Annotated in this window: 21 protein-coding genes; 7 read left to right on the forward strand and 14 right to left on the reverse strand. The window is 67.3% G+C overall.

The features are described from left to right. Nucleotides 1-97: 97 nt before the first annotated feature. Entirely contained in the window at nucleotides 98-961 is an 864-nt protein-coding gene (gene aroD, locus AR540_RS19265) for a type I 3-dehydroquinate dehydratase (protein WP_059231078.1), read from the forward strand. Here the strand turns inward: aroD and AR540_RS19270 are convergent. Further along, nucleotides 956-2,773 carry an alpha/beta hydrolase family protein gene (locus AR540_RS19270; RefSeq protein WP_059231080.1) on the reverse strand — a complete coding sequence of 606 codons (1,818 nt, stop codon included), beginning with the start codon at nucleotides 2,771-2,773 and terminating at the stop codon, nucleotides 956-958. The genes aroD and AR540_RS19270 overlap by 6 nt on opposite strands. Nucleotides 2,774-3,112: 339 nt before the next feature. Here AR540_RS19270 and AR540_RS19275 point away from each other — a divergent pair, with 339 nt between their 5' ends. Further along, a complete protein-coding gene (locus tag AR540_RS19275; protein ID WP_059231083.1) occupies nucleotides 3,113-3,478 on the forward strand; it encodes a hypothetical protein in 366 nt (121 codons plus the stop codon). Nucleotides 3,479-3,787: 309 nt separating this feature from the next. Here the strand turns inward: AR540_RS19275 and AR540_RS19280 are convergent, their stop codons facing one another. The 3 genes from AR540_RS19280 to AR540_RS19290 form a co-directional block, all read right to left on the reverse strand. Then, complete coding sequence (locus tag AR540_RS19280; RefSeq protein WP_059231085.1) at nucleotides 3,788-4,852, reverse strand: PA0069 family radical SAM protein; 1,065 nt, start codon at nucleotides 4,850-4,852, stop codon at nucleotides 3,788-3,790. Nucleotides 4,853-4,947: 95 nt separating this feature from the next. Beyond that, the gene (locus AR540_RS19285; RefSeq protein ID WP_059231087.1) at nucleotides 4,948-6,216 is read right to left on the reverse strand and encodes an OprD family porin; all 1,269 of its coding nucleotides are present in this window, start codon (nucleotides 6,214-6,216) and stop codon (nucleotides 4,948-4,950) included. A 257-nt stretch (nucleotides 6,217-6,473) separates the two neighbouring features. Beyond that, nucleotides 6,474-7,871 carry an MFS transporter gene (locus AR540_RS19290; RefSeq protein WP_059231089.1) on the reverse strand — a complete coding sequence of 466 codons (1,398 nt, stop codon included), beginning with the start codon at nucleotides 7,869-7,871 and terminating at the stop codon, nucleotides 6,474-6,476. Nucleotides 7,872-8,303: 432 nt separating this feature from the next. Here AR540_RS19290 and quiC point away from each other — a divergent pair, with 432 nt between their 5' ends. Together quiC and AR540_RS19300 are read left to right on the forward strand one after the other, a co-directional pair. Then, the gene (gene quiC / locus AR540_RS19295) at nucleotides 8,304-10,208 is read left to right on the forward strand and encodes a 3-dehydroshikimate dehydratase QuiC (protein WP_059231091.1); all 1,905 of its coding nucleotides are present in this window, start codon (nucleotides 8,304-8,306) and stop codon (nucleotides 10,206-10,208) included. 81 nt (nucleotides 10,209-10,289) lie between these two features. Then, nucleotides 10,290-10,946: a TetR family transcriptional regulator gene (locus tag AR540_RS19300; RefSeq protein ID WP_059231094.1), complete on the forward strand. Its 657-nt coding sequence runs from the start codon at nucleotides 10,290-10,292 to the stop codon at nucleotides 10,944-10,946. Nucleotides 10,947-11,194: 248 nt separating this feature from the next. On the opposite strand, the gene AR540_RS19305 is transcribed toward AR540_RS19300, so the two are convergent. From AR540_RS19305 to AR540_RS19315, 3 genes are all read right to left on the reverse strand, one after another. Continuing rightward, a complete protein-coding gene (locus AR540_RS19305) occupies nucleotides 11,195-12,052 on the reverse strand; it encodes a glucose 1-dehydrogenase (protein WP_059231096.1) in 858 nt (285 codons plus the stop codon). Between the two features lie 59 nt (nucleotides 12,053-12,111). Beyond that, entirely contained in the window at nucleotides 12,112-12,969 is an 858-nt protein-coding gene (locus AR540_RS19310) for an SDR family oxidoreductase (RefSeq protein WP_059231098.1), read from the reverse strand. Between the two features lie 99 nt (nucleotides 12,970-13,068). Then, the gene (locus AR540_RS19315; RefSeq protein WP_059231100.1) at nucleotides 13,069-13,656 is read right to left on the reverse strand and encodes a TIGR00730 family Rossman fold protein; all 588 of its coding nucleotides are present in this window, start codon (nucleotides 13,654-13,656) and stop codon (nucleotides 13,069-13,071) included. A 335-nt stretch (nucleotides 13,657-13,991) separates the two neighbouring features. Between AR540_RS19315 and azu the strand changes: the two genes are divergently transcribed. Then, complete coding sequence (azu, locus tag AR540_RS19320; protein WP_059231102.1) at nucleotides 13,992-14,441, forward strand: azurin; 450 nt, start codon at nucleotides 13,992-13,994, stop codon at nucleotides 14,439-14,441. A 984-nt stretch (nucleotides 14,442-15,425) separates the two neighbouring features. Here azu and AR540_RS19325 read toward each other — a convergent pair. Together AR540_RS19325 and AR540_RS19330 are read right to left on the reverse strand one after the other, a co-directional pair. Continuing rightward, nucleotides 15,426-15,974 (reverse strand): glutathione peroxidase, encoded by a 549-nt coding sequence (locus tag AR540_RS19325; protein WP_059231103.1) that lies wholly within the window; start codon nucleotides 15,972-15,974, stop codon nucleotides 15,426-15,428. Between the two features lie 81 nt (nucleotides 15,975-16,055). Next, nucleotides 16,056-16,385, reverse strand: a complete 330-nt coding sequence (locus AR540_RS19330; protein WP_059231106.1) for a hypothetical protein — start codon at nucleotides 16,383-16,385, stop codon at nucleotides 16,056-16,058. Between the two features lie 219 nt (nucleotides 16,386-16,604). On the opposite strand from AR540_RS19330, the gene AR540_RS19335 reads away from it, so the two are divergent. Next, complete coding sequence (locus tag AR540_RS19335; RefSeq protein WP_059231108.1) at nucleotides 16,605-18,011, forward strand: L-cystine transporter; 1,407 nt, start codon at nucleotides 16,605-16,607, stop codon at nucleotides 18,009-18,011. Between the two features lie 45 nt (nucleotides 18,012-18,056). Here AR540_RS19335 and AR540_RS19340 read toward each other — a convergent pair whose 3' ends face one another. From AR540_RS19340 to AR540_RS19350, 3 genes are all read right to left on the reverse strand, one after another. Next, nucleotides 18,057-18,584 (reverse strand): REP-associated tyrosine transposase, encoded by a 528-nt coding sequence (locus AR540_RS19340; RefSeq protein ID WP_059231110.1) that lies wholly within the window; start codon nucleotides 18,582-18,584, stop codon nucleotides 18,057-18,059. Nucleotides 18,585-18,679: 95 nt separating this feature from the next. Then, nucleotides 18,680-19,669, reverse strand: coding sequence for a class I SAM-dependent methyltransferase (locus AR540_RS19345; protein WP_059231111.1), 990 nt, complete (start codon nucleotides 19,667-19,669; stop codon nucleotides 18,680-18,682). A gap of 29 nt (nucleotides 19,670-19,698) precedes the next feature. Then, nucleotides 19,699-20,658 (reverse strand): 2-hydroxyacid dehydrogenase, encoded by a 960-nt coding sequence (locus AR540_RS19350; protein WP_059231113.1) that lies wholly within the window; start codon nucleotides 20,656-20,658, stop codon nucleotides 19,699-19,701. A gap of 93 nt (nucleotides 20,659-20,751) precedes the next feature. On the opposite strand from AR540_RS19350, the gene AR540_RS19355 reads away from it, so the two are divergent. Beyond that, nucleotides 20,752-21,342, forward strand: coding sequence for an acyl carrier protein phosphodiesterase (locus AR540_RS19355; RefSeq protein WP_059231114.1), 591 nt, complete (start codon nucleotides 20,752-20,754; stop codon nucleotides 21,340-21,342). On the opposite strand, the gene AR540_RS19360 is transcribed toward AR540_RS19355, so the two are convergent. After that, nucleotides 21,282-22,082, reverse strand: coding sequence for a lysophospholipid acyltransferase family protein (locus tag AR540_RS19360; RefSeq protein ID WP_059231116.1), 801 nt, complete (start codon nucleotides 22,080-22,082; stop codon nucleotides 21,282-21,284). The two genes, AR540_RS19355 and AR540_RS19360, sit on opposite strands and share 61 nt — an antisense overlap. Beyond that, nucleotides 22,079-22,807, reverse strand: coding sequence for a GNAT family N-acetyltransferase (locus AR540_RS19365; RefSeq protein WP_059231119.1), 729 nt, complete (start codon nucleotides 22,805-22,807; stop codon nucleotides 22,079-22,081). The genes AR540_RS19360 and AR540_RS19365 overlap by 4 nt, the downstream gene beginning before the upstream one ends. Nucleotides 22,808-22,949 lie beyond the last annotated feature (142 nt).

Genomic DNA, 22,949 nt, shown 5'->3' on the forward strand with positions numbered 1-22,949 from the left:
GCCGGGCGATCATCGCCCGCCAAGCGCTGGTCGGCGGGCACTCGGTCGCGGCAGCGCGGGTCTTGAAGACAGTCGTCTTTCGTTCTGGAGTCCTGTCATGCCCCGCACGCTTCGTCCGCTACTGCTCGCGGCCTTGCCGCTCGCCCTCTACGCCGGATGGTCCCTCTCCTCGACCGCGCAGGCGGCTACCCAGTCGGTGCAGGTCCGGGACCTGCGCATAGGCGAGGGACGGCCGAAGATCATCGTCTCCACCTCGGGCAAGACGGCCGAGCAGGTGCTCGAACAAGGCCGGGCGGCGGCTGCCTCGCCAGCGGTCGACCTCCTGGAGCTGCGCCTCGATCTCCTGGCCTTCGCCACGGATGCCGACCAGGTGGCCGCCCTGGGCCGGCAACTGGTGCAGACGCTGGGCGGCAAGCCCTTGCTGCTGACCTTCAGGTCCAGACGCGAAGGCGGCGCCGGCGAGCTGGACGATGCAGCCTATGCGGCGCTCTACGGCAAGCTGCTGCAGGCCGGCTTCGCCGATCTGCTCGACGTCGAGATGCGCCGCGACGAGCGCCGGGTCAAGGCACTGGTGGTGGAGGCGCACAAGACCGGCGCCAAGGTGATCCTCTCCAGTCATGATTTCCAGGGCACGCCGACCAATGCCGACATGCTCGGGCGCTTGCAGCGCCAGCAGGCCCTGGGCGCCGACATCCTCAAGCTGGCGGTGATGCCGCGCGACGGTGGCGATGTCGCCCGCCTGCTGCAGGTGACCTGGACCCAACACCAGCGTAGCCCCCGCCCATTGCTCATCATGGCCATGGGCGGGGTCGGCGCCGTGTCCCGTCTCGCCGGCGAGACCTTTGGCAGTGCCCTCACCTTCGGCAGTCAGGGCCAGGCATCGGCACCGGGCCAGATCGAGGCCGACGTCCTGCACCAGACGCTCGAGGCGCTGCACCGGACGCGCCAGCCGTCGTCATAGCCAGCGGCGGTAGAAGGCCGCTTCCTGCTCCAGGGCGTCCGCCTGGTTGGCCGCGTGGCGAAAACCGTGGCCCTCGTCCGGATAGCGTCGCACCACCACCGGCACGCCGCGCGCCTCCAGGGCGGCGGCCATGGCGTCGGTCTGCGCCGGTACCACCACGGCATCCTTGAGCCCCTGGAGGAAGATTACCGGCGCCTGGATGCCGTCGGCATGCAGCAGTGGGGTGCGCGCCTCGTAGCGGGCGCGGTCGGCCTCGGGGTCGCCGATCAGCCAGTCCAGGTAGTCGGCTTCGAACTTGTGGGTGACCTTGGCCAGCGCCAGGGGATCGCTGACGCCATAGAGGCTGGCGCCGGCGCGGAAGACGTCGCGGAAGGCCAGGGCGCAGAGCGCCGTATAGCCACCGGCGCTGCCGCCGCGGATGAAGGCGCGCTGCGGATCGGCGTGGCCCTGGCGTCCCAGGTACTCCACCGCCGCGCAGGCGTCCTCCACGTCCACCTCGCCCCAGCGCAGGTGCAGCGCCTGGCGGTAGGCCCGGCCATGGCCGCTGCTGCCGCGATAGTTCAGGTCGGCCACGGCGAAGCCCTGGCGGACCCAGAACTGGATGCGCGCATCGAACACCGGATAGGTGCAGGAGGTCGGGCCCCCGTGGATGCTGACCAGCAGCGGTGGTGGACCCTCGCCACGGTCCTCGGGCAGATAGAGGAAGCCCTGGGCCTGGCCATCGCCGCTGGGATAGCTCAGGCGCCGGGGCGCGACCACGGTGGTTTCCGGCAGGGGCGCCACGCCGCCGCAAAGGATCTCCACCGCTCCCGTCCGCCGCTCGATAGCCAGCACCGCCGGGGGCCGCGTCGGGGCGGCGGCGATGCAGTAGCAGTGACGCTCGTCCAGGGCCAGGCCGCGAAAGCGACTGAAGTCCATGGCCAGGCGCTGGACCTGGCCGTCCGCCCGACGCTCGCCGAGCAGCCCGAAGCCGTCTTCCTGCCAGGTCGCCAGCCAGCCTTCCGCCGTGGGCAGCCAGCTGGCGCCGCCCAGTTGCCAGGGCGCGGCGGCATGATCCGCCGCCGGCGCCTCCTGGGCCGCGAAACCGTGGTCGGTCTCGCACCAGGGTTGCCACCAGCCCTGGCGGTCGCTCAGCGCCCACAGCCGGTGCTGGCCATCGAAGAGCGGCTGCTGCAGCGCTTCTTCGGGATCGGCGGAGACTACCGAGGCCGTCCCGGGCTGCCCTTCGGCGTCCAGGGGGGCCACCAGCAGCCGGGTGCGGGTCCAGGGTTGGTGCGGTCTATCCCATTCGATCCAGGCCAGGCGGCTCCCATCGGCGCTGGTCCGGGGGGCGGCGTAGAAGTCCGCGCCCTCGGCCAGCACCTGGCGCTCACCCGCCCGCCCGAGCGCGACCAGGCGATGGCGCGGTGGCTGTTCGCGGCGGTCTTCTTCCACGGCCAGAACACACCCGTGTAGCGCATCCCAATGCAGATCACCATAACGCCACGACTCGCCACCGGCCAGGCGCTCGGGCGCGCGTCCGTCCAAGGGCTGGCGATAGACCGCCTGATCGGCCTCGTTGACGAACACCGGCCCCGCATCCGCCAGGCACAGCGCGCCGCCGCCGTATTCATAGACCTTGCTGCGCAGGCTGAACCCCGCCGGCGTGAGACAGACCGGCGCGCTACCGACCTGGCGCCGCCACAGCCGGGTGGCGCCGTCGGCTGGGTCGTACTGGCTCCAGTAGAGCCCACTGGCATCGACCTTGAGTTCGGCAAAATCGATACCGGCGGCAACGGCCTGGGCCGGTGTGAGCGGGGTAGGGGTGGTCATGGCGACTCCAGCGATGGGGACAGCCGTTAGCCTAGCAGCTGAGTGCGGATAGCGAGGCGGGCGGCCCGGCTGCTGCGGGCGGTGACCGGCCATACCGAGACGGCCTCGGCAATGCGAGGCGCAGGACTACGGCTCCTCGTTCCTCTGGCGCTAGGGCGCTGCGGATGGGTGGGCTTCGCGGCGCTCGATGGCTTGCTCAGGTGGTCCTGCACCGGCTAACCAGGCCCATGACGCAGCCATCGAACCGGCGTAGGCTGTCCCTGCTGCGGGTATGCCACCCCGGCAGGCTCCTGTCCCGTCCTGTTCCATCGTCAACCGCGCCCTTGGCCGGAGGTCGTCATGCCGCGTCTAGTCCTGCGTTGCTCATCCGCCCTGCTGCTGTGCCTGGCCAGTTGTTCGGCCCTGGCGCTGGACCTGAGCCTACCGCCGAGCGAGCAACCCCAGGCGTCACTGGACAAGGTCGCACCGGCCTTCCCAGTACCGAACGAGGCGGCGGCTCCGCCCGATCTGGGCGACGGTGGCACGCCGCTATTCGGCAAGCTGCCGAAGGTGCATGGCACCCTCGGCTACGGGGTCATGCTGGGTAAAGGGCTGCCGAATGGCGTCGAGTCGGCGACCCACCTCGGCCTCGAGACGCAGGCCACCGATCACGTCAGCATCGGCCTCGGCCTGACCCAGTGGCAGGGTGGGCGTGCCTTGCCTTGAGGCTGCCCTTCCGGCGGTGTTGGGCGGGAGTGGCGCCGCCTTCATCCGCCTCGGCGATACCGCCTGAGTGGCTGTCCGCCGTGCCGCTGCCACGGCTCACCCCCGACGCTGGACCTCAGCAGGAAAGACCGGTAGCCCTTTCGGTCGCAACGACCTCGTCTCTTTGCTAGGGTCTGTACGAAAAATGCCTGCGCTCGGTGATGCTTCGTTGAAAAAGGCTTCGGAATGCTCATTTACCACTTGTAAACTCCGCTTCCTCAGCCTTTTTCGCCTCGCCTAACCTTCGCTCGGCGACTTTTCGTACAGAACCTAGAACAACCCCAACTGCTCCCCTGGCGGCGCGAACTGGCTGCAATCGAGTCCTTCGCCTTCACGCCGCTCCAGGCCGAAGCGTCGACGCGCCAGGCGAAAGCGCTGGGCCAGCAATTCGGCGAACTGGCCTTCGCCCTTCATGCGAATGCCGAAGCGGCTGTCGTAGTTCTTGCCGCCACGGGACTGGCGGATCAGGCTCATCACATGGGCCGCACGCTCGGGGAAGTGCGTCTGCAGCCATTCCTCGAACAGCTCGACGATCTCCAGTGGCAGGCGCAGCAGGGTGTAACCCGCCGAACGCGCCCCGTGATCGCGCGCCGCTTCGAGCATGGCCTCCAGCTCGTGATCGTTGATCATGGGGATCATCGGCGCCAACAGGACACTCACCGGTACGCCGTGCTCGTGCAGATTGCGCATGGCGCGCAGCCTGGCTCCAGGGGCCGCGGTGCGGGGTTCGAGGATACGCTTGAGGTCGTCATCCAGGGTCGTCAGGCTGAAGGCCACCCGTACCAGGTTGCGTTCGGCCAGTTGGGTGAGCAGATCCAGATCGCGCATGATCAAGGCGCTCTTGGTGATGAGGGTCACCGGATGGCGGTAGCGCAGCAGGATCTCCAGGGCCTGGCGGGTCAGCTGGTATTGCCGCTCGATGGGCTGGTAGCCATCGGTATTGATGCCCAGCGCGATGGGCTGCGGCTGGTAGCCTGGCTTGCTCAACTCCGCCTCCAGACGCTCCGCCAGGTTGGTCTTGGCGATCAGCTTCGTCTCGAAGTCGATCCCCGGCGACAGATCCCAATAGGCATGGGAAGGCCGGGCGAAGCAGTAGATGCAGCCATGCTCGCACCCGCGATAGGGATTCACCGAGTGATCGAAGCCCACGTCCGGCGACTGGTTGCGGCTGATCACGGTCTTGGCCGTTTCCTGGCGCACGCTGGTGGTGAAGGTCAGCGGGGTGGCTTCCTCATACCAGCCGTCGTGCTCGGTTTCGCTGCGGGTCGCGGCAAAGCGATTGTGCGGATTGCTGGCGGTGCCACGACCCCGTGGCGGGCGTTGGGGCTGGGTCATGAGCAGACCTCGATGTCTGTATTTTTATACAGTATAGAGTCTGGTCGATCCGGGCAAGGGTGCGGCTGCCACCCGGACAGCCGCACCCGCGTTTCCTACAACACCGAGATCGGGTAGTTGAGGATGATGCGGTTCTCGTCGAAGGAGCCGCTGGCGCTGTAGTCGCGTCTCATGCTGGAGTTGCGCCAGCGGATCAGCAGCTTCTTCAGCGGGCCGCTCTGGATTTCGTATTGCACCTCGGATTCGCGGCCCCATTCCTTGCCGTCGGTGATGGCGCCGGTATGGACGTTGTCACCGCTGATGTAGCGGTTCATCAGCGTCAGGCCGGGAAGGCCGAAGGCGGCGAAGTTGTGGTCGTAGCGTACCTGCCAGGAGCGTTCGCGGGCGTTGTCGTAGCTGGAGTTGTAGCTGTCGTTGGCCAGGGTGCCGCCGCTGGTGCCGTTGACCCTCATCCAGGCGCTGTCGCCGCTGACACGCTGCAGGCCGACGTAGAAGGTGCCGCCGCCCTGCTTGGCGGAGAGCAGCGCGGAGGCGGTGCGGTTGTCCAGCGCGCCGGCGCGGGCCGAGCCGTCGTCGTCACCGATGAAGTAGCCGAGGTTGGCGCCCAGGGTCCAGCTGCCTACCGGCTGGTAATGCACCAGGTTGATGAACTTCTGGTTGTAGATGTCTTCGAGTTGGGCATACCAGAGGCCGATCAGGGTACGTTTCTCGTTGAACCTGTACTCGCCACCGGCGTAGTTGAAGCGGTCGGAGGTGGCGTTGGCGCGGCCCTGCATGGACATGTCTTCCATGCTGGCGTCGTTGCGCGGGCTGTTCTGGCGCATCTGGCCGCCCCAGAGTTCCAGATTCTGGATCTCGGTGGAGTGGATCTGGGCGCCCTGGAAGGTCTGGGGCAGCGAGCGGCCGTCGTCGGACCTGAGGATCGGCAGCACGGCGAACCATTCACCGACCTTCACGTCGGTCTTGGAGACCTTGGCCTTGGCGGCCACTGCCAGGCGACCGAAGTCCTTGGCCGGTTCGTTGCCGGCGTGGGTGGGCAGCAGCTGGGTGCCATAGGTGCCGGCGCCGCCATCGAGCTTGACCGAGTAGAGGCCCAGGGCATCGATACCGAAGCCCACCGGGCCCTGGGTGTAGCCGGAGGTCAGGCCGAAGATGAAGCTTTGGGTCCACTCCTCGGCCTTGTTCTGCGCGGTGTAGGCCGGGTCGACGAAGTTGCGGTTGAAGTAGAAGTTGCGCAGGTTGAGATTGGCCTTGGTGTCTTCGATGAAGCCGTTGTCCGCCGCCCACAGCGGCGCGGTACTGGTCAGGGCGGCGAAGGTGGCGCAGGCACGGGCGAGCCGGCGGGAAGCGAGGCGAGTGCTCATGGGTGATCCTTGTTCTTATGGCTGAAAGGTGCCCTGCCGGCGCGTGGGGCGGCATCTGACGAGGGCGTGGAGCGATGGCGGGCGAGGTGGAGCGCTAGGAAGGCGAGGGCGACATGGGGGATTCCTTTCTTATTTGAATTATCGGAACACACCGATCGAGGCGACCGGCTGGATAGTTATATGACAACGTATGTCTTGCGGCAAGACGACCAAGGTCGCAGGCAGGAGTCCTCGGTGGAAGAGGACTCCTGCTGCACTCAGGCGCTGGCCTTGAGGCTGTCCTGGCGAGCCGTATCGTAGGCGCCCTTGTCCATCTGCTGGGCGCCCGGCTTGCCCAGTTCGCTCATGGGCACGCGGTAGGTTTCCGGCGAGAGGTAGGCGGCCAGGGCCGACAGACAGGTCACGCCGAAGGCCAGGCCACCTACAACCAGCCAGATGTTCTCGGTGCCGGGCGGAGCGACCAGGGTGAACAGGGCCGGCAGCATGGCGGTGAGCATGGTGCCGATGTTCTGGGCGATGGCCATGGCCGAGACGCGGTAGCGAGTCTGGAACTGCTCCGGGTAGAAGCTCGGGAAGACCGCGTTGTAGCCCTGGTAGACCACGCCCCACATCAGCAGCGACATGACGAAGGCCAGCGGCAGGTTATGGACGCTGATGGCATAGAGGTAACCGAAGGCCAGTAGACCCGAACCCAGGGCGCCGCCGATCATGGTCGGCCGCCGGCCGATGCGGTCGGAGAGGTTGCCGACGAAGGGGATCACCAGCACCGCGACGATGTTGCCCACCACGGGTATCCACAGGTAGACGCTCTTGTCGAAACCGATGCCGTAGGCCGGCTGCACGGCGTAGGCCGCACCGAAGATGGTGGCGACCACCGGGATGACGTTCATCAGCGCCATCAGGGCGACCAGGACCATGGACCTCCAGCTGGTGGTCAGGGCTTCACCGATGGGCGAGCGCTTGGGGGCGGCGGTCGTCTCGGTCTTGGCTTCTTCCTTGACGAAGGCAGGGGTCTCGTGGACCTCGCGGCGGATGATGTAGCCGGCCAGCAGGACGAAGGCGCTGAGCAGGAAGGGGATCCGCCAGCCCCAGCTGTTGAAGGCGTCGGCGGGCATGAAGTAGGCCAGGGGCAGGAAGATGGCGGCGGCCATCACCTGGCCGGCCTGGACGCCCTGCAGGGTGAAGCTCGCGTAGTAGCCTCGCCGTCCGAAGGGGGCGTGCTCGAGCACCATGGAGCTGGCGCCGGAGATCTCGCCGGCCACGGCGAAGCCCTGGATCAGTCGCAGCACCACCAGCAGGATGGGGGCGAGGATGCCGATCTGGTGGTAGGTGGGCAGCAGGCCGACGGCCATGGTGGCGATGCCCATCAGGAACATGCACAGCAACAGGACGTTCTTGCGGCCGCGGGTGTCGCCCCAGTGACCCAGGACGAAGGCACCGACCGGACGGGCCAGGTAACCTACGCCATAGGTGGCGAGGGAGGCGACGATGGCCATCTTGGGATCGCTGGAGGGAAAGAAGATCTGCGGGAAGATCAGGGCCGCCGCTTGGGCGTAGATGAAGAAGTCGTAGTATTCCAGCGCCGAGCCGATCCAGCCGCTGGCAGTGGCTTTCTTGGCTTGGGAGCCGGTGGTAGAGGAGGCGGTATTGGCCATGGTTGTCTCCGGATTATTGTCAGGCCAGGATGCGGCGGTGCAGCCAGCGTCAGGATGACGCGACGGTCCGCGAGCGATACGCGAGGAGAGGCCCGGACTAGCCGTCGCCGGCGACACGCAAGAGGTGACGAGCGAAACGGGGGGCGAAATATAGCGTGGATAGCGGGGGCATGGGCGCACACTCTTCTTGTTTGTATTGTTCTATTGGCTGCGTCGAGCACTGGGCTCTGACGCCATAGTGCGAGCGGCCTGAAAGGCGGTCAATTCGATAAACGACCTTGCGTTCGGTTATCGAACAAAAACTAACCGGTTCGTACAAAGTTCGCTGTCGCCTGGCATCCGCTCGGAGAATAATTCCCCCAGCGCTTGCGAACTAGCCTGAATGTTCAGCGGTCATCCAAGCGGCAGCGGCCAACCAACAGGAGTCCCGGCATGCAGCGTTCCATCGCCACCGTATCCCTGAGCGGCACCCTTCCCGAAAAGCTCGAAGCCATTGCCGGCGCGGGTTTCGACGGTGTCGAGATCTTCGAGAACGACCTGCTGTATTCCGGGGCCAGTCCGCGCGAGATCCGCCAGCTGACCCAGGACCTGGGACTGGCCATCACCCTGTTCCAGCCGTTCCGCGACTTCGAGGGCTGCCGCCGTGAGCGGCTGTCGCGCAACCTCGACCGGGCCGAACGCAAGTTCGACCTGATGCAGGAGTTGGGCACCGACCTGATCCTGGTGTGCAGCAACACCGCGCCCGACAGCCTGGGCGACGAACGCCTGCTGGCCGATGACCTGCAGCTGCTGGCCGAGCGCGCCGCCGTGCGCCAGCTGCGCATCGGCTACGAGGCCCTCGCCTGGGGCCGCCACGTCAACACCTGGCAGCAGGTCTGGCGCCTGGTGAAGGAGGTCGATCATCCCAACCTCGGCGTGTTGCTCGACAGCTTCCATACGCTGTCCCTGGGCGGCGATCCGGCGGGCATCGCCCAGATACCCGGCGACAAGATCTTCTTCGTGCAGATGGCCGACGCGCCGCTGCTGCAGATGGACGTCCTGGAGTGGAGCCGGCATTTCCGCTGCTTCCCCGGCCAGGGGGAATTCGACCTGGCGGGTTTCCTCGCGCCCATCCTGCGCAGCGGCTATGCCGGACCGCTGTCCCTGGAGATCTTCAACGATGGTTTCCGCGCCGCCCAGACCCGCGCCACCGCGGCCGACGGCCTGAGATCCCTGCTCTATCTGGAGGAGAAGACCGCCGAACGCCTGGCCCGCGAGGAGGCCGCGCCCGTCGCCGCCCCCTTGTTCGCACCGCCGCCGCCATCGCGCCTGGAGGGTGTCGAGTTCCTGGAGTTCGCGGTGGACGATGCCCATGGCGCGCAACTGGCCACCTGGCTGGGCAAGCTGGGCTTCGCCAAGGCCGGGCGGCATCGCTCGAAGAACGTCACCCTGCTGCGCCAGGGCGATATCAACATCGTGCTCAACGCCGAGCCCTACTCCTTCGCCCACAACTTCTTCGAGGCCCACGGGCCGTCGTTGTGCGCCACCGCCTTGCGCGTGCCGGACAGCCAGGTCGCCCTGGAGCGGGCCCGCCAGTATCGCGCCCAGCCCTATCGTGGCCTGGTCGGCCCCAACGAGCGGGAGATTCCGGCGGTCCGCGCCCCCGACGGTAGCCTGATCTACTTCGCCGACCGCGGCACCGATGGTCGCACCCTCTACGACACCGACTTCGATGTGAGCGCCGGCGCCAGCGGCGGCCTGGGGCTGACCCGGGTCGACCACGTCGCCGAGGCCCTGCCCGCCGATGCTCTGGATGGCTGGGTACTGTTCTACAAGAGCCTGTTCGACTTCAGCGCCGATGACGAGGTGGTGGTCCCCGACCCCTACGGCCTGGTCAAGAGCCGAGCCCTGCGCAGTCGCGAGTCCAATGTACGTCTGGCGTTGAACATCTCGGAAAACCGCAACACCGCCATTGCCCGGGCCCTGTCGAGCTATCGGGGTTCGGGGGTCCATCACGTCGCCTTCGCCTGTGACGACATCTTCCTCGCCGTCGAACAGGCCAAGGCGGCCGGGGTACCGCTGCTGGAAATCCCCATGAACTACTACGATGACCTGGGGGCGCGCTTCGATTTCGACGACGACTTCCTCAGCCGGTTGGCCTATTACAACGTGCTCTACGATCGCGATGCCCAGGGCGGCGAACTGTTCCACGTCTATACCGAGTCCTTCGCCGACCGATTCTTCTTCGAAATCCTGCAGCGCAAGGATTACAGTGGCTACGGTGCTGCCAACAGTCCCGTACGCCTGGCGGCCATGGCCGCTGCCCGCCAGGGTCGGCCCGCACCTGTGGAGTTCTGAGCCAGGCGGGTACCTGCGGGTATCCGTGCATCCCGGCAGCGCCTGCCCATGGCGTTGCCCCTACCACAAGAGTCAGAGCCGATGCAGGACATCCCGGCGCTCGCGCCCACGCTCCGTACGCCACGCAAGAACAATCCCGAGAAGACTCGTCAGGCCATCCTCGCGGCAGCGGTGGCGGAATTCGCCGACCTGGGCCTGAGCGGGGCCCGGGTAGACGCCATCGCCGAGCGTACCCACACCTCCAAGCGGATGATCTACTACTACTTCGGCAGCAAGGAGCAGCTCTACCTCACGGTGCTGGAAAAACTCTACAGCGACGTGCGTGGCAATGAAGCCGAGCTGCCGCTGGACAGCCTGCCGCCGTTGGAAGCCATCCGTACCCTGGCCGAGTTCCTCTTCGAGCATCACCGCAGCCACGACGATTTCATCCGTGTGGTGAGCATCGAGAACATCCACCGTGGCCGCCACCTGGCCCAGTCCGAAACCATCTCCAGCCTGAACTCCTCGGCCTTGGAGGCGTTGCGCCGCATCCTGGCACGGGGTGAGGCCAGCGGCGAGATCCGCGCCGGTCTAGACGTGGTGGATGTGCACCTGCTGATGTGCTCGTTCTGCTTCTATCGCGTGTCCAATCGGCACACCTTCGGGCGTATCCACGACATCGACATGGAGGCACCCGCGGTGCTGCGCCGACACAAGACCATGATCGGCGAGGCGATGGTGCGGTATCTCAGGCCTTGAGACCGAGGGCCCTCATTTGTTTCGCTGGCGCTGAAGTGCCCAGCGACCCTTACCCCGGCCCTCTCCCAGAGGGAGAGGGGGCGCCCCGGTCAAACCCTTCGGTGAGAGGTTGGCCGCGAGCCTGGTGGCGCTCTGGCGCTAGCGAGAGCTGACCTTGCTCTCGACCACGGCTCTGCGTCCAGCCAGCCCCTCTCCCTCAGGGAGAGGGTTGCGGTGAGGGAGAAGGCCCTCGTTTGAAGTCAAACCCTTTAGAGCACCGGCATCCCGCCCGTCACCGGCAGCATGGCGCCGGAAATGTAGCTCGCCTCGTCGGACGCCAGCAGCACATAGGCCGGGGCCAGTTCGGCGGGCTGGCCAGGGCGACCCAGTGGCGTGCTGCTGCCGAACTGCTCGGGCTCGTCGGGCTTCATGGTGCTGACGATCAATGGCGTCCAGATCGGGCCGGGGGCCACGCTGTTGGCGCGGATGCCCTGGTCGCCCAGCAACTGCGCCAGGCCCGCGGTGAAGTTGGCGATGGCGCCCTTGGTGGCCGAGTAGGCCAGCAGCGTCGGCGGGGCGATATCGGCGTTGATCGAGGCGGTGTTGATGATGGAGCCGCCGCGCGGCATGTGCTTCACCGCCGCCTGGGTGATGCGGAACATGGCATGGATGTTCACGTTGAAGGTATGTACCCATTCCTCGTCGGGGATTTCGTCGAGGCTGTCGCGGACCTGCTGGAAGGCGGCATTGTTGACCAGCACGTCGATGCGGCCAAAGGCCGCGACGGTCTGCTGTACCACGTCCAGGCAGGTCTGGCGCTCGGCCAGGTCGCCCGGCAGCAGCACGGCCTGGCGGCCGGCCTCGCTGACCAGGCGGGCGGTCTCCTGGGCGTCCTCGTGCTCGTCCAGGTAGGCGATGGCGACATCGGCGCCTTCCCGGGCGAAGGCGATGGCCACGGCGCGACCGATGCCGCTGTCGGCACCGGTGATCAGGGCCTTCTTGCCCGCCAGGCGACCCGAGCCCCGATAGGTCTCGGCGCCGCTGTCGGGCCGTGGGTCCATACGCGCTTCGGAGCCGGGAAAGGTCTGGGGTTGGGGATTCAGCGGGGGGTTGGGATGGTCGCTCACGAGGGGGCTCCAGATGCAGAAAGGGGCGACCCCGACGCCTGCCGGGGTACACGGGGCGTTTAGAGGATCGGCTTGCCGCCGGTGACGGCGATACGTGCACCCGAGGTGTAGCTGGATTCGTCCGACGCCAGCATCACGTAGACCGGCGCCAGTTCCACCGGCTGGCCGGGGCGGCCGAGTGGCGTGTTGCCGCCGAATTCCTTGACCTGCTCGGGCGGCATGGTGGCCGGAATCAGCGGGGTCCAGACGGGGCCCGGGGCCACGCTGTTGGCGCGAATGCCCTTCTCGCCGAGCAACTGGGCCAGGCCCGCGGTGAAGTTGGCGATGGCGCCCTTGGTGGTGGCATAGGCCAGCAACGTCGGCCGCGGCATGTCCGAGTTCACCGAGGTGGTGTTGATGATGGAACCACCGGGGCCCATGTGCTTCACCGCGGCCTGGGTGATGCGAAACATGGCGGTGATGTTCACATCGAAGGTATAGAGCCACTCGTCGTCGGGGATCTCGTCGAGGGTCTCGTGGGTCATCTGGAAGGCAGCGTTGTTGACCAGCACGTCGATGCGGCCGAAGCCGGCCACGGTCTTGTCCACGATCGCAAGACACTGCTCGCGCTGGGACAGGCAGCCCGGCAGCAGCAGGGCCTCGCGCCCAGCTTCACGGACCAGGCGGGCGGTGTCCTCGGCATCTTCGTGTTCGTTCAGATAGCTGATGGCGACATCGGCGCCTTCACGGGCGAAGGCGATGGCCACGGCGCGGCCGATGCCGCTGTCACCACCGGTGATCAGGGCCTTCTTGCCGGTCAGGCGGCCGGAGCCTTTGTAGCTCTGCTCACCGCAATCCGGAACCGGATTCATATGCGATTGCAGGCCGGGGACCTCCTGCTGCTGTTCCGGCAGGGGAGCTTTGGGGAAATCGGTCATGGCAGCATCCTCGTCGCTTGCGTAATTTCTGGGACCTGTCAGTACCGACAGGCCGCAAGCGGCGAGGGTTCGAGGGGCGGGACGGGCGGTGTGAGCGGGCTAGCGTGGCGCCGGTTCGGCCCAGCGCGGCGCGACCGTGGGTTGCCAGGCCGCGAGGGCGTCTAGCAGGACGTTCGGCGAGTCTTCCACCTGCAGCATGGCGCGGTGCTGGGGCGCGACGAAGCCCTGGGCCACCAGGTGATCGAGGAAACCTTCCAGTTGGGCATAGAAGCCGTCCACTTCCAGCAGGCCCATGGGCTTGGCGTGGTAGCCGAGCTGGCCCCAGGTCCACACCTCGAAGAGTTCTTCCAGGGTGCCCAGGCCGCCGGGGAGGGCGATGAAGGCATCGGCCAGCTCGGACATCCGCGCCTTGCGCGCGTGCATGCCGTCGACCACTTCCAGGCGGGTGCAGCCGGTGTGGCCGAGCTCGGCGGTCTTGAGGCTTTGGGGAATGATGCCGATCACCTCGCCCCCGGCGGCCAGGGCGGCATCGGCGACCACGCCCATCAGGCCGACCTTGCCACCGCCGTAGACCAGGGTCAGGCCGCGTTCGGCGAGGGTCCGACCGAGCTGCGCGGCCGCTTCCTGGAAGACGGGAGAGGCGCCGGGCTTGGCACCACAGAAGACACAGACGGCTTTCAGCGACATGGGAGCTCCTTGGCAGGCAAAACGCCTAGCCTAGTCGCCCCGTGCGCCGGCGCAAAGTGCGCTCATCGCGCGAGGAAATCCTCTTCCGGCGCATTGCCGCTGGCGGCCTGGGCGTAGGTGGCGAACAGCTGGCGCAGCAGGGCGGCGAGCGTCATGACGAGTGTCCTTTTCCGTGGCGGTGGGTAGGAGCATGGTGGCAGAGGCGCCCTCGGGATACCCGGCAAAGCTTTCGATGACGTCGATAGAGGAGACCTGCACCTCAGCTTGCCAGGGTGCTCGGAACCCGCCACCCTCGCATCGGTCTGACTGGCGACTTTCACGCATCCGGAGGGTTCATGAAATCCACGTTTTTTGCCGCAGCGCTGCTCGCCCTGGGAAGTAGCGGCGCCTGGGCCGCCGACGTCTGCTCGACGCAGATCGAAGCCGGCGACCAGATGACCTACAGCCGGGCCTCGATCCAGGTTCCGGCGTCGTGCAAGACCTTCACCGTGGAACTGGTCCACAGTGGCAGCCTGCCGAAGAACGTCATGGGCCACAATTGGGTGCTGACCCGCTCCACCGACGCCGCTGCCGTCGACGCGGCTGGCATGAACGCTGGCGAGGCCAAGGGCTATCTGCCGGAGGGTGACGAACGCATCATCGCCCATACCCGCATGCTCGGTGGTGGCGAGAAGGATTCGGTGAGCTTCGCTACCGGGGCGTTGGAGGCAGGCAAGGAATACACCTTCTTCTGTTCCTTCCCAGGGCATTTCGGGTCGATGCGGGGGGTGTTGCAGCGGGGGTAAGGGGAGGGCTGACTGTCGCAGTCCGACTTCTTGAGCAGAAGTCTCCTGTAGATACCATCTCTCCCGGGTAATGAGGTAGCTAATCTCATTACCCGGGAGAGATACAAGGTTGGGTTGAGCGTTAGCGAAGCCCAACGGTTTGGGGCATTAGGTGCCTTAGCTGGTTATCGAGTGTCCTGATGGCTTGTGTTTCGCCCACCCGGGCGAGTCACTTTTGCCAGTCGCGGCTGCGCGCCCCGGACAAAAGTAACCAAAAACGCTGTCCCCACGTTTCGACCCTCCGCTGCGCTCCGGGTGATTCGCTTCGCTCACCCTTCGGGCCAGCCTGTGGCTGTTACTCCGCTTCGCTACGTTTCCCTCGCTCCGGCGCCGCTCCGGGGGCACGGCACGAAGGGGCTTCCTGCCCCTCGCGCCTTGCTCGGCGTCCTGCCTCGCATCCCCCTACGCGGCACCTACACTCGGCCTTACTGACGGGGACGGGGCGCCAGCCTGAGACTTCGGTGTCCATAGGATTTGTAGCGTGGAAAATCGCGCAGCGTTTTCCACTGGTACGCATCATGGCCATGCTCAGTGGACAAGGCTTCGCCGTTGTCCACACTACGGACCACGGACTTTTTGTGGCTATTCAACCAACACTTTCAGGCTAGCGAATCGCCCCGTTCAGGAGGGCGAACGCCAGTGTCGTGGAGTGGGTCGAGCCGCATGGATGCGGCGAGAGGTCCAGTGGGCCATGGAGGGCCCATCTGGACCGACCCCGGAGCGGCGCTGGCGTGAGCGTACCTGGAGCGAAGCGGAAGGCCGGATGATGGGGCAAGCGTTTTTGCTTACTTTTTTCGCGACTGAAAAAAGTGAGTCGCCCGGGTGGGCGAAACAAGAAACATCAGAAAACTCTATAACCAGCTAGTGCACCAGGCCATGGCAATGGTAATGGCTACGTATTGTTGGGCTTCGCTCCCGCTCAACCCAACCTACCAATGCCAGCCCTCACCCCTTCCCCAACTCCACCTCGATGGCTTCCAGCAGTCGCGGATCATCCGCCGTCACATCCGGCGCGAAGCGCCCCACCACCTCCCCATGCCGCCCGATCAGGAATTTCTCGAAATTCCACAGCACCTCGGGCTTGGGATTGGGGGTGCCGCCACGGCTGAGGATGCGCTCACGGAAGGGGCCGTCGCCGGTAGCCTCGGGCTGGGCGCGGGTCAGTTCGTCGTAGAGCGGATGCTTGTCCTTACCCACCACGCTGAGCTTGGCGAACAGCGGAAATTGCACGCCGTAGGTGAGGGTGCAGAACTCCTTGATCTCGGCGTCGCTGCCGGGCTCCTGCTGCTTGAAGTCGTTAGCGGGAAAGCCGAGCACTTCCAGGCCGCGCTCGCGCTGGGCTTCGTAGAGGCGCTCCAGACCTTCGTACTGGCTGGTGAGGCCACACTTGGAGGCCACGTTCACCACCAGCAGCACCTTGCCCAGGTAGCGTTCCAGGGTCAGGGTTTCGCCATCGATGGATTGCAGGGGGAGTTTCATCAGGGTCGCGGTCATGGTCGGCTTCCTCGGGGAGAAGCAGCCAGCCTAGCGCAAAAACGCCGCCTCGATGGGCGGCGCCTGTCGGTCGGGCGGGGCTCAGCGCTTGAGCTTGACCACGTCGCCGGAAACGGTGGTGGTGAAGCCGCTCAGGACATAGGCCCAGAACCAGTTTTCCTGAACCTGGGTGTTGATCAGGGCATCGCCACCGCGGGACTGGATGGCCGCCTGCTGGGCGCGGATGAAGCGGTTGTTCTGCTGCACCGGGATGAAGCCCAGCACCATAATGCCGGTGGCCTTGCCTTCGCCGTGGCCGATGACGGTGTATTGCGACGGGTCCAGATTCTGCGTCTTCATCGCGGTACCGGTGCAGCCGGCGACAGCGGCGGCGAGGGCGAAGGAGGCGGCGAGCTTGGCGAAACGTTGCATGGAGTGATCCTTTTCTGGTTGGCAGTGCCGGGCTTCGTTTCCCGGCCGCCTGCACTCTAACAGTGCTGAACCGCGGGCGAGTGCCGTTCATTCCGAGGATGGAGCCGCTCCTCTCGTTATCAGGTGATAGCTCCTCGATCTAAGCCTGGACGGTGCGAGCTGCTACCATCGCCCGCCTTTCGTCCGGCGGCGCGCCGGGCGCCGTTACGGAGACCTCGTGTGAATCTGCCTCTCGTCCTCAATCTCGTCGCCTTCGCCGTGCTGCTCGGCCTGTTGGCGCGCACGCGCCGCACCGGCTGGAGCCTGGCTGTGCGCGTCTTCATCGGCCTCGCCTTGGGCGTGGCCTTCGGCCTGGTGCTGCAGCTCGTCTACGGCCATGACGCCCCGGTGCTCAAGACCTCCATCGGCTGGTTCAACCTGGTCGGCAACGGCTATGTGCAGCTGCTGCAGATGAGCATCATGCCGCTGGTGTTCGCCTCCATCCTCGCCGCCGTGGCGCGGCTGCGCGAGGCCTCGTCCATGGGGCGGATCAGCCTGCTGACCCTGGGCACCCTGCTGTTCACCACCGCCATCGCCGCCCTGGTCGGGGTACTGGTCACCTGGCTGTTCGGCCTGAGCGCCGAGGGCCTGGTGCAGGGCGCCCAGGAAAGCGCGCGCCTGGCCGCCCTGCAGAGCAGCTACGTCGGCAAGGTGGCGGACCTGTCGGTGCCGCAGCTGCTGCTGTCCTTCATTCCGAAGAATCCCTTCGCCGATCTTTCCGGCGCCAACCCCACTTCCATCATCAGCGTGGTGATCTTCGCCGCCTTCCTCGGCGTCGCCGCCCTGCGCCTGCAGCGTGACGATCCGGTGCGTGGCGAGAAGGTGCTGGCCGGCATCGACGTGCTCCAGGCCTGGGTGATGAAGCTGGTGCGGCTGCTGCTGCAACTCACCCCCTATGGCGTGCTGGCCCTGATGACCAAGATGGTCGCCACCGCCAGCCCCCAGGACGTGCTCAAGCTGGGCACCTTCCTGATCGCCTCCTACCTGGGCCTGGCCATCCTCTTTGGCGTGCATGCGCTGCTGCTGACCCTGAGCGGCCTGTCGCCGGCGCGCTTCTTTCCCAAGGTCTGGCCGGTGCTGAGCTTCGCCTTCACCAGCCGCTCCAGTGCGGCGACCATCCCGCTGAACATTGAGGCGCAGACCGAACGTCTCGGCGTACCGCCGGCCATCGCCAGCTTCGCCGCCTCCTTCGGTGCCACCATTGGCCAGAACGGCTGCGCCGGGCTCTATCCGGCCATGCTGGCGGTGATGGTCGCCCCGACCCTGGGCATCGATCCCTTCGATCCGCTGTGGATCGCCACCCTGGTCGGTATCGTCACCCTGAGTTCGGCGGGTGTGGCCGGCGTGGGCGGCGGCGCCACCTTCGCCGCCCTGATCGTGTTGCCGGCCCTGGGCCTGCCGGTGACCCTGGTCGCCCTGCTGGTGTCCATCGAACCCCTGATCGACATGGGCCGTACCGCGCTCAACGTCAACGGCGCCATGACCGCCGGCACCCTGACCGCACGCTGGATGGGCCAGTTGGACAAGGTCGCCTACGACCGCGACGACCGCGCAGAAGCACCGGCGGCGCCGCTAGGTCGCGGTTGAGGTAGCGCTCAAGCGGGCGACGTTGCACTCAGCGCCGCCTGCCGTTCAGCGTTCGCCCACTGCCCAGTCGCCATCGTCCTGGCCCGTCCAGTCCGCCGGCAGTACGCCAGCGCGCACCAGGCGATGGATGGAGGAGTAGGGCCATTCCAGCGGATGGCGCGCATGGCCATGCCGCACCGGATTGCGGTGGATGAAGTCGAGATGCCGCTGCAGGTCCTGTTCGTCACGCATGGGCTGTGCCCAGTAGCGTCGCTGCCAGAGACCGCGCTCGCGCTTGAGCCGGCGTGACAGCCGGACCGTCGTCAGCGGCGGCAGCTGGCTGGAGAAGCCCACCTTGATCAGGTTCCAGCGCAGCGGATAGTCCCCGTCGCCCGCCGGCAGGCGCCAGAGCGCATGCAGGTGATCGGGCAGCACCACCATGCCGAGGATCTCGAAGGGGTGGGCGGCCTTCACCTGGCGTATCGCCGCCCGCAACAGACCGATGTGATCGGTGAGCAGGGTAGCGGCCGGGTCGTTGAGATGGAGCGTGAAGAAGAAGCTGCCGCCCGCGGCGAGGCTGGGTCGAGGGTTCATGGTCACCATCCATGGTGAGACGAAAACCCTAGTCTAGAGCCTTTGCCTGGGGTGTTCCATGCGGGCGGCGTGCCGTTGGGGCGAAGACGGCCCGGCTAGCGCCGCCGCGCGCTGTAGACCTTGAAGCCGTCGCGCTCGGCCAGGGTGCGGCAGTTGCCGAAGGCGGCTTCGATCAGTGGCGGGTAGCGCAGGAAGCTGTTGGCGACCAGGCGCAACTCGCCGCCCGGGCGCAGGTGGCGCACCGCCTCGGCCAGCAGGGTTTCGGTGGTGCGGTAGTCGGTCTTCACGCCGCTGTGGAAGGGCGGGTTGCTGACGATGGCGGCCAGCCCGGTGGGCGCTGCAGCGATACCGTCGCCGGCGCTCACCGTCCCGGCGAGGCCGTTGGCGGCCAGGGTCTGGCGACTGCTGGCGACGGCGAAGGCGTCCACGTCGAGCAGGTGCAGGGTGCTGGCGGGATAGCGTCGCGCCAGGGTGGCGCCGATCACGCCGGCGCCGCAGCCGAAGTCCAGCACCGCACCCTCGGGCAGGCCATCGAGGTGTTCCAGCAGCAGTGCGGTGCCTACGTCCAGGCGGCCATGGCTGAAGACGCCCGGCAGGCTGACGACCTCCAGCTCCGCCAGTGACTGGCGTTGCAGCCAGGCGTCCGGGCGGGGATCGGCGGAGGGGCGCGGTCCCTGCACCACCCACAGCTGGCAATGGCGGGCGCTGTCGAGCTTGCTGGCGCTGCCAAAGGCGCCCAGTTGGCGTGCGGCGCGCTCGATGCCGGCCTTCTTTTCACCCACCAGATAGAGATTGCCGTTGGCGGGTAGCCGCCGGCTCAGGGCGGTGAGCAGGAAATCGGTGGCCTCCCGCGACTTGGGCAGGAACAGCACAGCATCAGCCACTTCGTCCGCGGGCGGTTCGATGCCGAAGGCGCAGCGTCCCGGATAGCGTGCCGCCAGGTGCTCCGCTTCGCCCGCGTGCCAGCTCCAGCCGCGCGCTGCGGGCAGGACGCCGAGCAGCTCGTCGGCGGGCAGACCGGCGAGCAGCAGGGGGCCGCCGAAACGTTCGGGCTGACGGAGAAGGACTTCGCTGCGCGGATCCATGGCACTACCTGGCGAAAAAAGCGCGAACTTTAGCAGACCACTCGCTGCGGCGTGCCGGCGAGATGGCCGCGGGCATTGTCGGCGAGCTGGCCGATGATGCGCTGGCGGGCTTCGCGACTGCCCCAGGCGTTGTGCGGGGTGACGATCAGCCGCGGAATGTCGCCGGCCAGGAGTGGATTGCCCTCGCGCGGGGGCTCCACGCTGAGTACGTCGGTGGCGGCGCCGGCCAGGTGGCCGCGTCTCAGGCAGTCGGCCAGCGCCTGCTCGTCGACGATGCCGCCACGGGCGGTGTTGACCAGGAAGGCCGTGGGCTTCATCGCCGCCAGTTCCGCCGCACCGAGCATGCCGCGGGTCTGCTCGGTGAGCGGGCAGTGCAGGGTGAGGGCATCCACCTGGGGCAGCAGTTCGGCCAGCGGCAGGCTGCCAGGACGGGCCGGGCGACCGGGCAGTTGCCCCACCAGGGTCTTCATACCGAAGGCTTCGGCCAGGCGCTTGACCGCGCTGCCCAGTTCACCGAGGCCCAGCAGGCCGAGGGTCTTGCCCTCCAGTTCGACGATGGGATGGTCCAGCAGGCAGAACTGCTTGGCGGTCTGCCAGTGCCCGGCGCGGACGTCCGCCTGGTAGTCCGGCAGCCGGGTGGCCAGCGCCAGCAGCAGGGCCAGGGTGTGCTGGGCCACCGAGGCGGTGCCATAGCCCTGGCAATTGCAGACGCGCACGCCCTGGGCGCGGGCGGCGTCCAGATCGACGTTGTTGGTGCCGGTGGCACTGACCAATACCAGCTTCAGCTCCGGGCAGGCCGCCAGGATGGCGGCATCCAGCATCACCTTGTTGACGATGGCGACCTGGGCCCCTGCCAAGCGGGCGGCGACGTCACCCTGCGCGGTGGCGGGGTGCAGTTCCAGCTCGTCGAACACCGCGCGTAGCGGCGCCGGGTCCAGATCGCCCAGGTCGAGGGAGGCATAGTCGAGGAACACGGCGCGAACGGGCATGACGACTCCAGCGAGAGAGGGCGGGAGGTCGAGCCTAGCAGCCAGGCGTCATCCAGGAAAACCGGCAGGAGGCGGCTGGAGTATGCTGGGTGGATGAATTACCTCGCGCATCTGCACCTGGGCGGCCCTGGCCGCGAAGATCGACTCGGCAGCCTCTATGGTGATTTCGTCAAGGGCTCGCCGGATGCCTGGCCGACCGGCATTGCCGCCGGTATCCGCCTGCACCGGCGCATCGACGTCTACACCGACGACCATCCCCTGGTGATCCAGGCCAAGACCCGCCTGCCTGCGGCGCGGCGGCGGGTGGCCGGGCTGCTGGTGGACGTGTTCTTCGATCACTGCCTGGCCCGGCACTGGCACGACTATGCTGACCAGTCCCTGCCCAGCTTCACTGCCGACTGCTATAGAACCCTGCTCGAGGAGCCGGCGCTGCCGCCGCGACTGGCGCGCATCGCCCCGCTCATGGCGCAACAGGATTGGCTCGGCAGCTATACGGATTTCGCCGTGCTGGAGCGAGTGGTGGAAGGCATGGCACGGCGGCTGTCACGCCCCGAGTTGCTGGCCGGGGCCTTCGCCGAACTGGCCGTCGCCTACGACGGCCTGGAAGAGGACTTCCGCCGCTTCTATCCGCAGCTGCAGGCCTTCGCCGCCGCCGAGCGGGCCGCGGCGCGGCTCACCGGCTGAATCCCCAGGCACGCGGCGATGGCCGCCTGGCACTGGCCGGCCAGGACCTGGCGGGGTTGACCGCCGGACGGCAGCGGCGGCAGCAATTCGAGCCGGAGGGTGGTCCCGCCGCGTTCCAGCAACCGGCGCAGGTGGCTGACCAGGTCGTCGTCGCCGATGAAGGCCGCCTCCCGGTCGGGCAGGCCGTCACGCCAGTAGCTCAGGGCCACCGGCTGCAACGGGGTGCCGGTGGCGATGGCTGGGCTCAGCAGGCGACCGTGGAAGGTCTTGAGCTGGCTGCCATCGGTGGTGGTGCCTTCGGGGAAGAGCACCAGCGAGAAGCCCTGGGTCAGGCGCGCCGTCAGGGCGTCGCCCAGCGCCTCGCCGCGTTCGGCGCCGCGCTGGATGAACAGGGTGCCGGCCTGGCGGGTCAGCCAGCCGGCGAAGGGCCAGGACGCCACCTCCGCCTTGGACAGGAAGCTCAGCGGCTGCAGGCTGCCGATGCCGATGATATCGAGCCAGGAGACGTGATTGGCCAGCCAGAGATGGGTACCGGCGGCCGGTGCGCCCCGGACTTCCAGGCGCAGGCGCAAGGCCGCGGCCAGCACCCGGAAGAAGCGCCGGGTCAGCCGCTGACGTACACCCAGGCACGGACGGCGGCTGAGCGTCGTCGCCAGGGCCACGCCCAGGGCGAACAGCGCGCCGAGCAGCAGCGCGGCGAGCACCGGCAGCAGGCGCAGGCCGAGGCGCAGTCGGCTCATACCGCGGCCTTGAAGTGGCGGGCGTAGCGGGGGCAGAGGTCTTCGCGGTGCAGCAGGATGAAGACGTCGGCCACGCCGAACTCCGGGTCCCAGCAGGGCGCGCCGCAGACCTGGGCGCCCAGGCGCAGATAGGCCTTGAGCAGGGGCGGCAACTGCACCACCAGGTTGTCCGGCACGGCGACGAAGGGCAGTGGGCGCCGCGGCGTGGCGCGGATCGCCGGGCTGCGCTCGTCACGGGCGGCGTGGCGCAGCAGGGCGGCGGCCTGCAAACCGCCATCGGCCATGGGTACGCTGGCGCAGCCCATCAGGTAGCGATAGCCGCCACCGGCCATGACCTCGGCCAGTTCGGCCCAGAGCAGGGCGATGGCCGCGCCGGTGCGGTGGCCGTTGGCGACGCAGGTCCGCCCGATTTCCAGGATCGGCCCCTGCAGCTCATCGAGGCCGTCCAGTTGGAATTCGCTTTCGCTGTAGAGACTGCCGACCTGGGCCCGGCGGCGACCGTCGAGCAGGCGCGTGGTGGCGATCAGCTCGCCGCTGCGCAGGTCGCGTACGCCCAGATGCAGGCAGTGGGCATCGAAGGCGTCCTGGTCGAGGCCGTCGGCGAAATGGACGCCGTAGGTACTGCCGAAGACCGAGGCCCGCAGGCGCTGGGCGGCGCGGATGTCCGCGGTGGTCGACAGGCGTTCGGCGCGAAGCGCGGGCGGTGCGGACACTGGAAGCGGCATGGCAGGGCTCCTGCAACGGTTGTGCAGCAAACCCTAGGTAGCCCCCATGACAGCCCCGTGAAGCGGTCATGGCGATTGCGTGACGAGCGGTCGTCGACCGTTGCAGGGGCGCCGTCCGGATGCCTCGCCGCGCCACCGGGCT

The organism is Pseudomonas sp. EpS/L25 (assembly GCF_001512295.1).
Lineage (GTDB): Bacteria > Pseudomonadota > Gammaproteobacteria > Pseudomonadales > Pseudomonadaceae > Chryseomonas.

Coding starts and splice junctions, on each gene's coding strand:
- aroD (WP_059231078.1), top strand. CDS start 98: ATGCCCCGCACGCTTCGTCCGCTACTGCTCGCGGCCTTGCCGCTCGCC.
- quiC (WP_059231091.1), top strand. CDS start 8,304: ATGCAGCGTTCCATCGCCACCGTATCCCTGAGCGGCACCCTTCCCGAA.
- AR540_RS19340 (WP_059231110.1), bottom strand. CDS start 18,584: ATGAACCCTCGACCCAGCCTCGCCGCGGGCGGCAGCTTCTTCTTCACG.
- AR540_RS19350 (WP_059231113.1), bottom strand. CDS start 20,658: ATGCCCGTTCGCGCCGTGTTCCTCGACTATGCCTCCCTCGACCTGGGC.
- AR540_RS19365 (WP_059231119.1), bottom strand. CDS start 22,807: ATGCCGCTTCCAGTGTCCGCACCGCCCGCGCTTCGCGCCGAACGCCTG.
- AR540_RS19325 (WP_059231103.1), bottom strand. CDS start 15,974: ATGACCGCGACCCTGATGAAACTCCCCCTGCAATCCATCGATGGCGAA.
- AR540_RS19300 (WP_059231094.1), top strand. CDS start 10,290: ATGCAGGACATCCCGGCGCTCGCGCCCACGCTCCGTACGCCACGCAAG.
- AR540_RS19355 (WP_059231114.1), top strand. CDS start 20,752: ATGAATTACCTCGCGCATCTGCACCTGGGCGGCCCTGGCCGCGAAGAT.
- AR540_RS19285 (WP_059231087.1), bottom strand. CDS start 6,216: ATGAGCACTCGCCTCGCTTCCCGCCGGCTCGCCCGTGCCTGCGCCACC.
- AR540_RS19345 (WP_059231111.1), bottom strand. CDS start 19,669: ATGGATCCGCGCAGCGAAGTCCTTCTCCGTCAGCCCGAACGTTTCGGC.
- AR540_RS19315 (WP_059231100.1), bottom strand. CDS start 13,656: ATGTCGCTGAAAGCCGTCTGTGTCTTCTGTGGTGCCAAGCCCGGCGCC.
- AR540_RS19275 (WP_059231083.1), top strand. CDS start 3,113: ATGCCGCGTCTAGTCCTGCGTTGCTCATCCGCCCTGCTGCTGTGCCTG.
- AR540_RS19330 (WP_059231106.1), bottom strand. CDS start 16,385: ATGCAACGTTTCGCCAAGCTCGCCGCCTCCTTCGCCCTCGCCGCCGCT.
- AR540_RS19280 (WP_059231085.1), bottom strand. CDS start 4,852: ATGACCCAGCCCCAACGCCCGCCACGGGGTCGTGGCACCGCCAGCAAT.
- azu (WP_059231102.1), top strand. CDS start 13,992: ATGAAATCCACGTTTTTTGCCGCAGCGCTGCTCGCCCTGGGAAGTAGC.
- AR540_RS19360 (WP_059231116.1), bottom strand. CDS start 22,082: ATGAGCCGACTGCGCCTCGGCCTGCGCCTGCTGCCGGTGCTCGCCGCG.
- AR540_RS19270 (WP_059231080.1), bottom strand. CDS start 2,773: ATGACCACCCCTACCCCGCTCACACCGGCCCAGGCCGTTGCCGCCGGT.
- AR540_RS19310 (WP_059231098.1), bottom strand. CDS start 12,969: ATGACCGATTTCCCCAAAGCTCCCCTGCCGGAACAGCAGCAGGAGGTC.
- AR540_RS19290 (WP_059231089.1), bottom strand. CDS start 7,871: ATGGCCAATACCGCCTCCTCTACCACCGGCTCCCAAGCCAAGAAAGCC.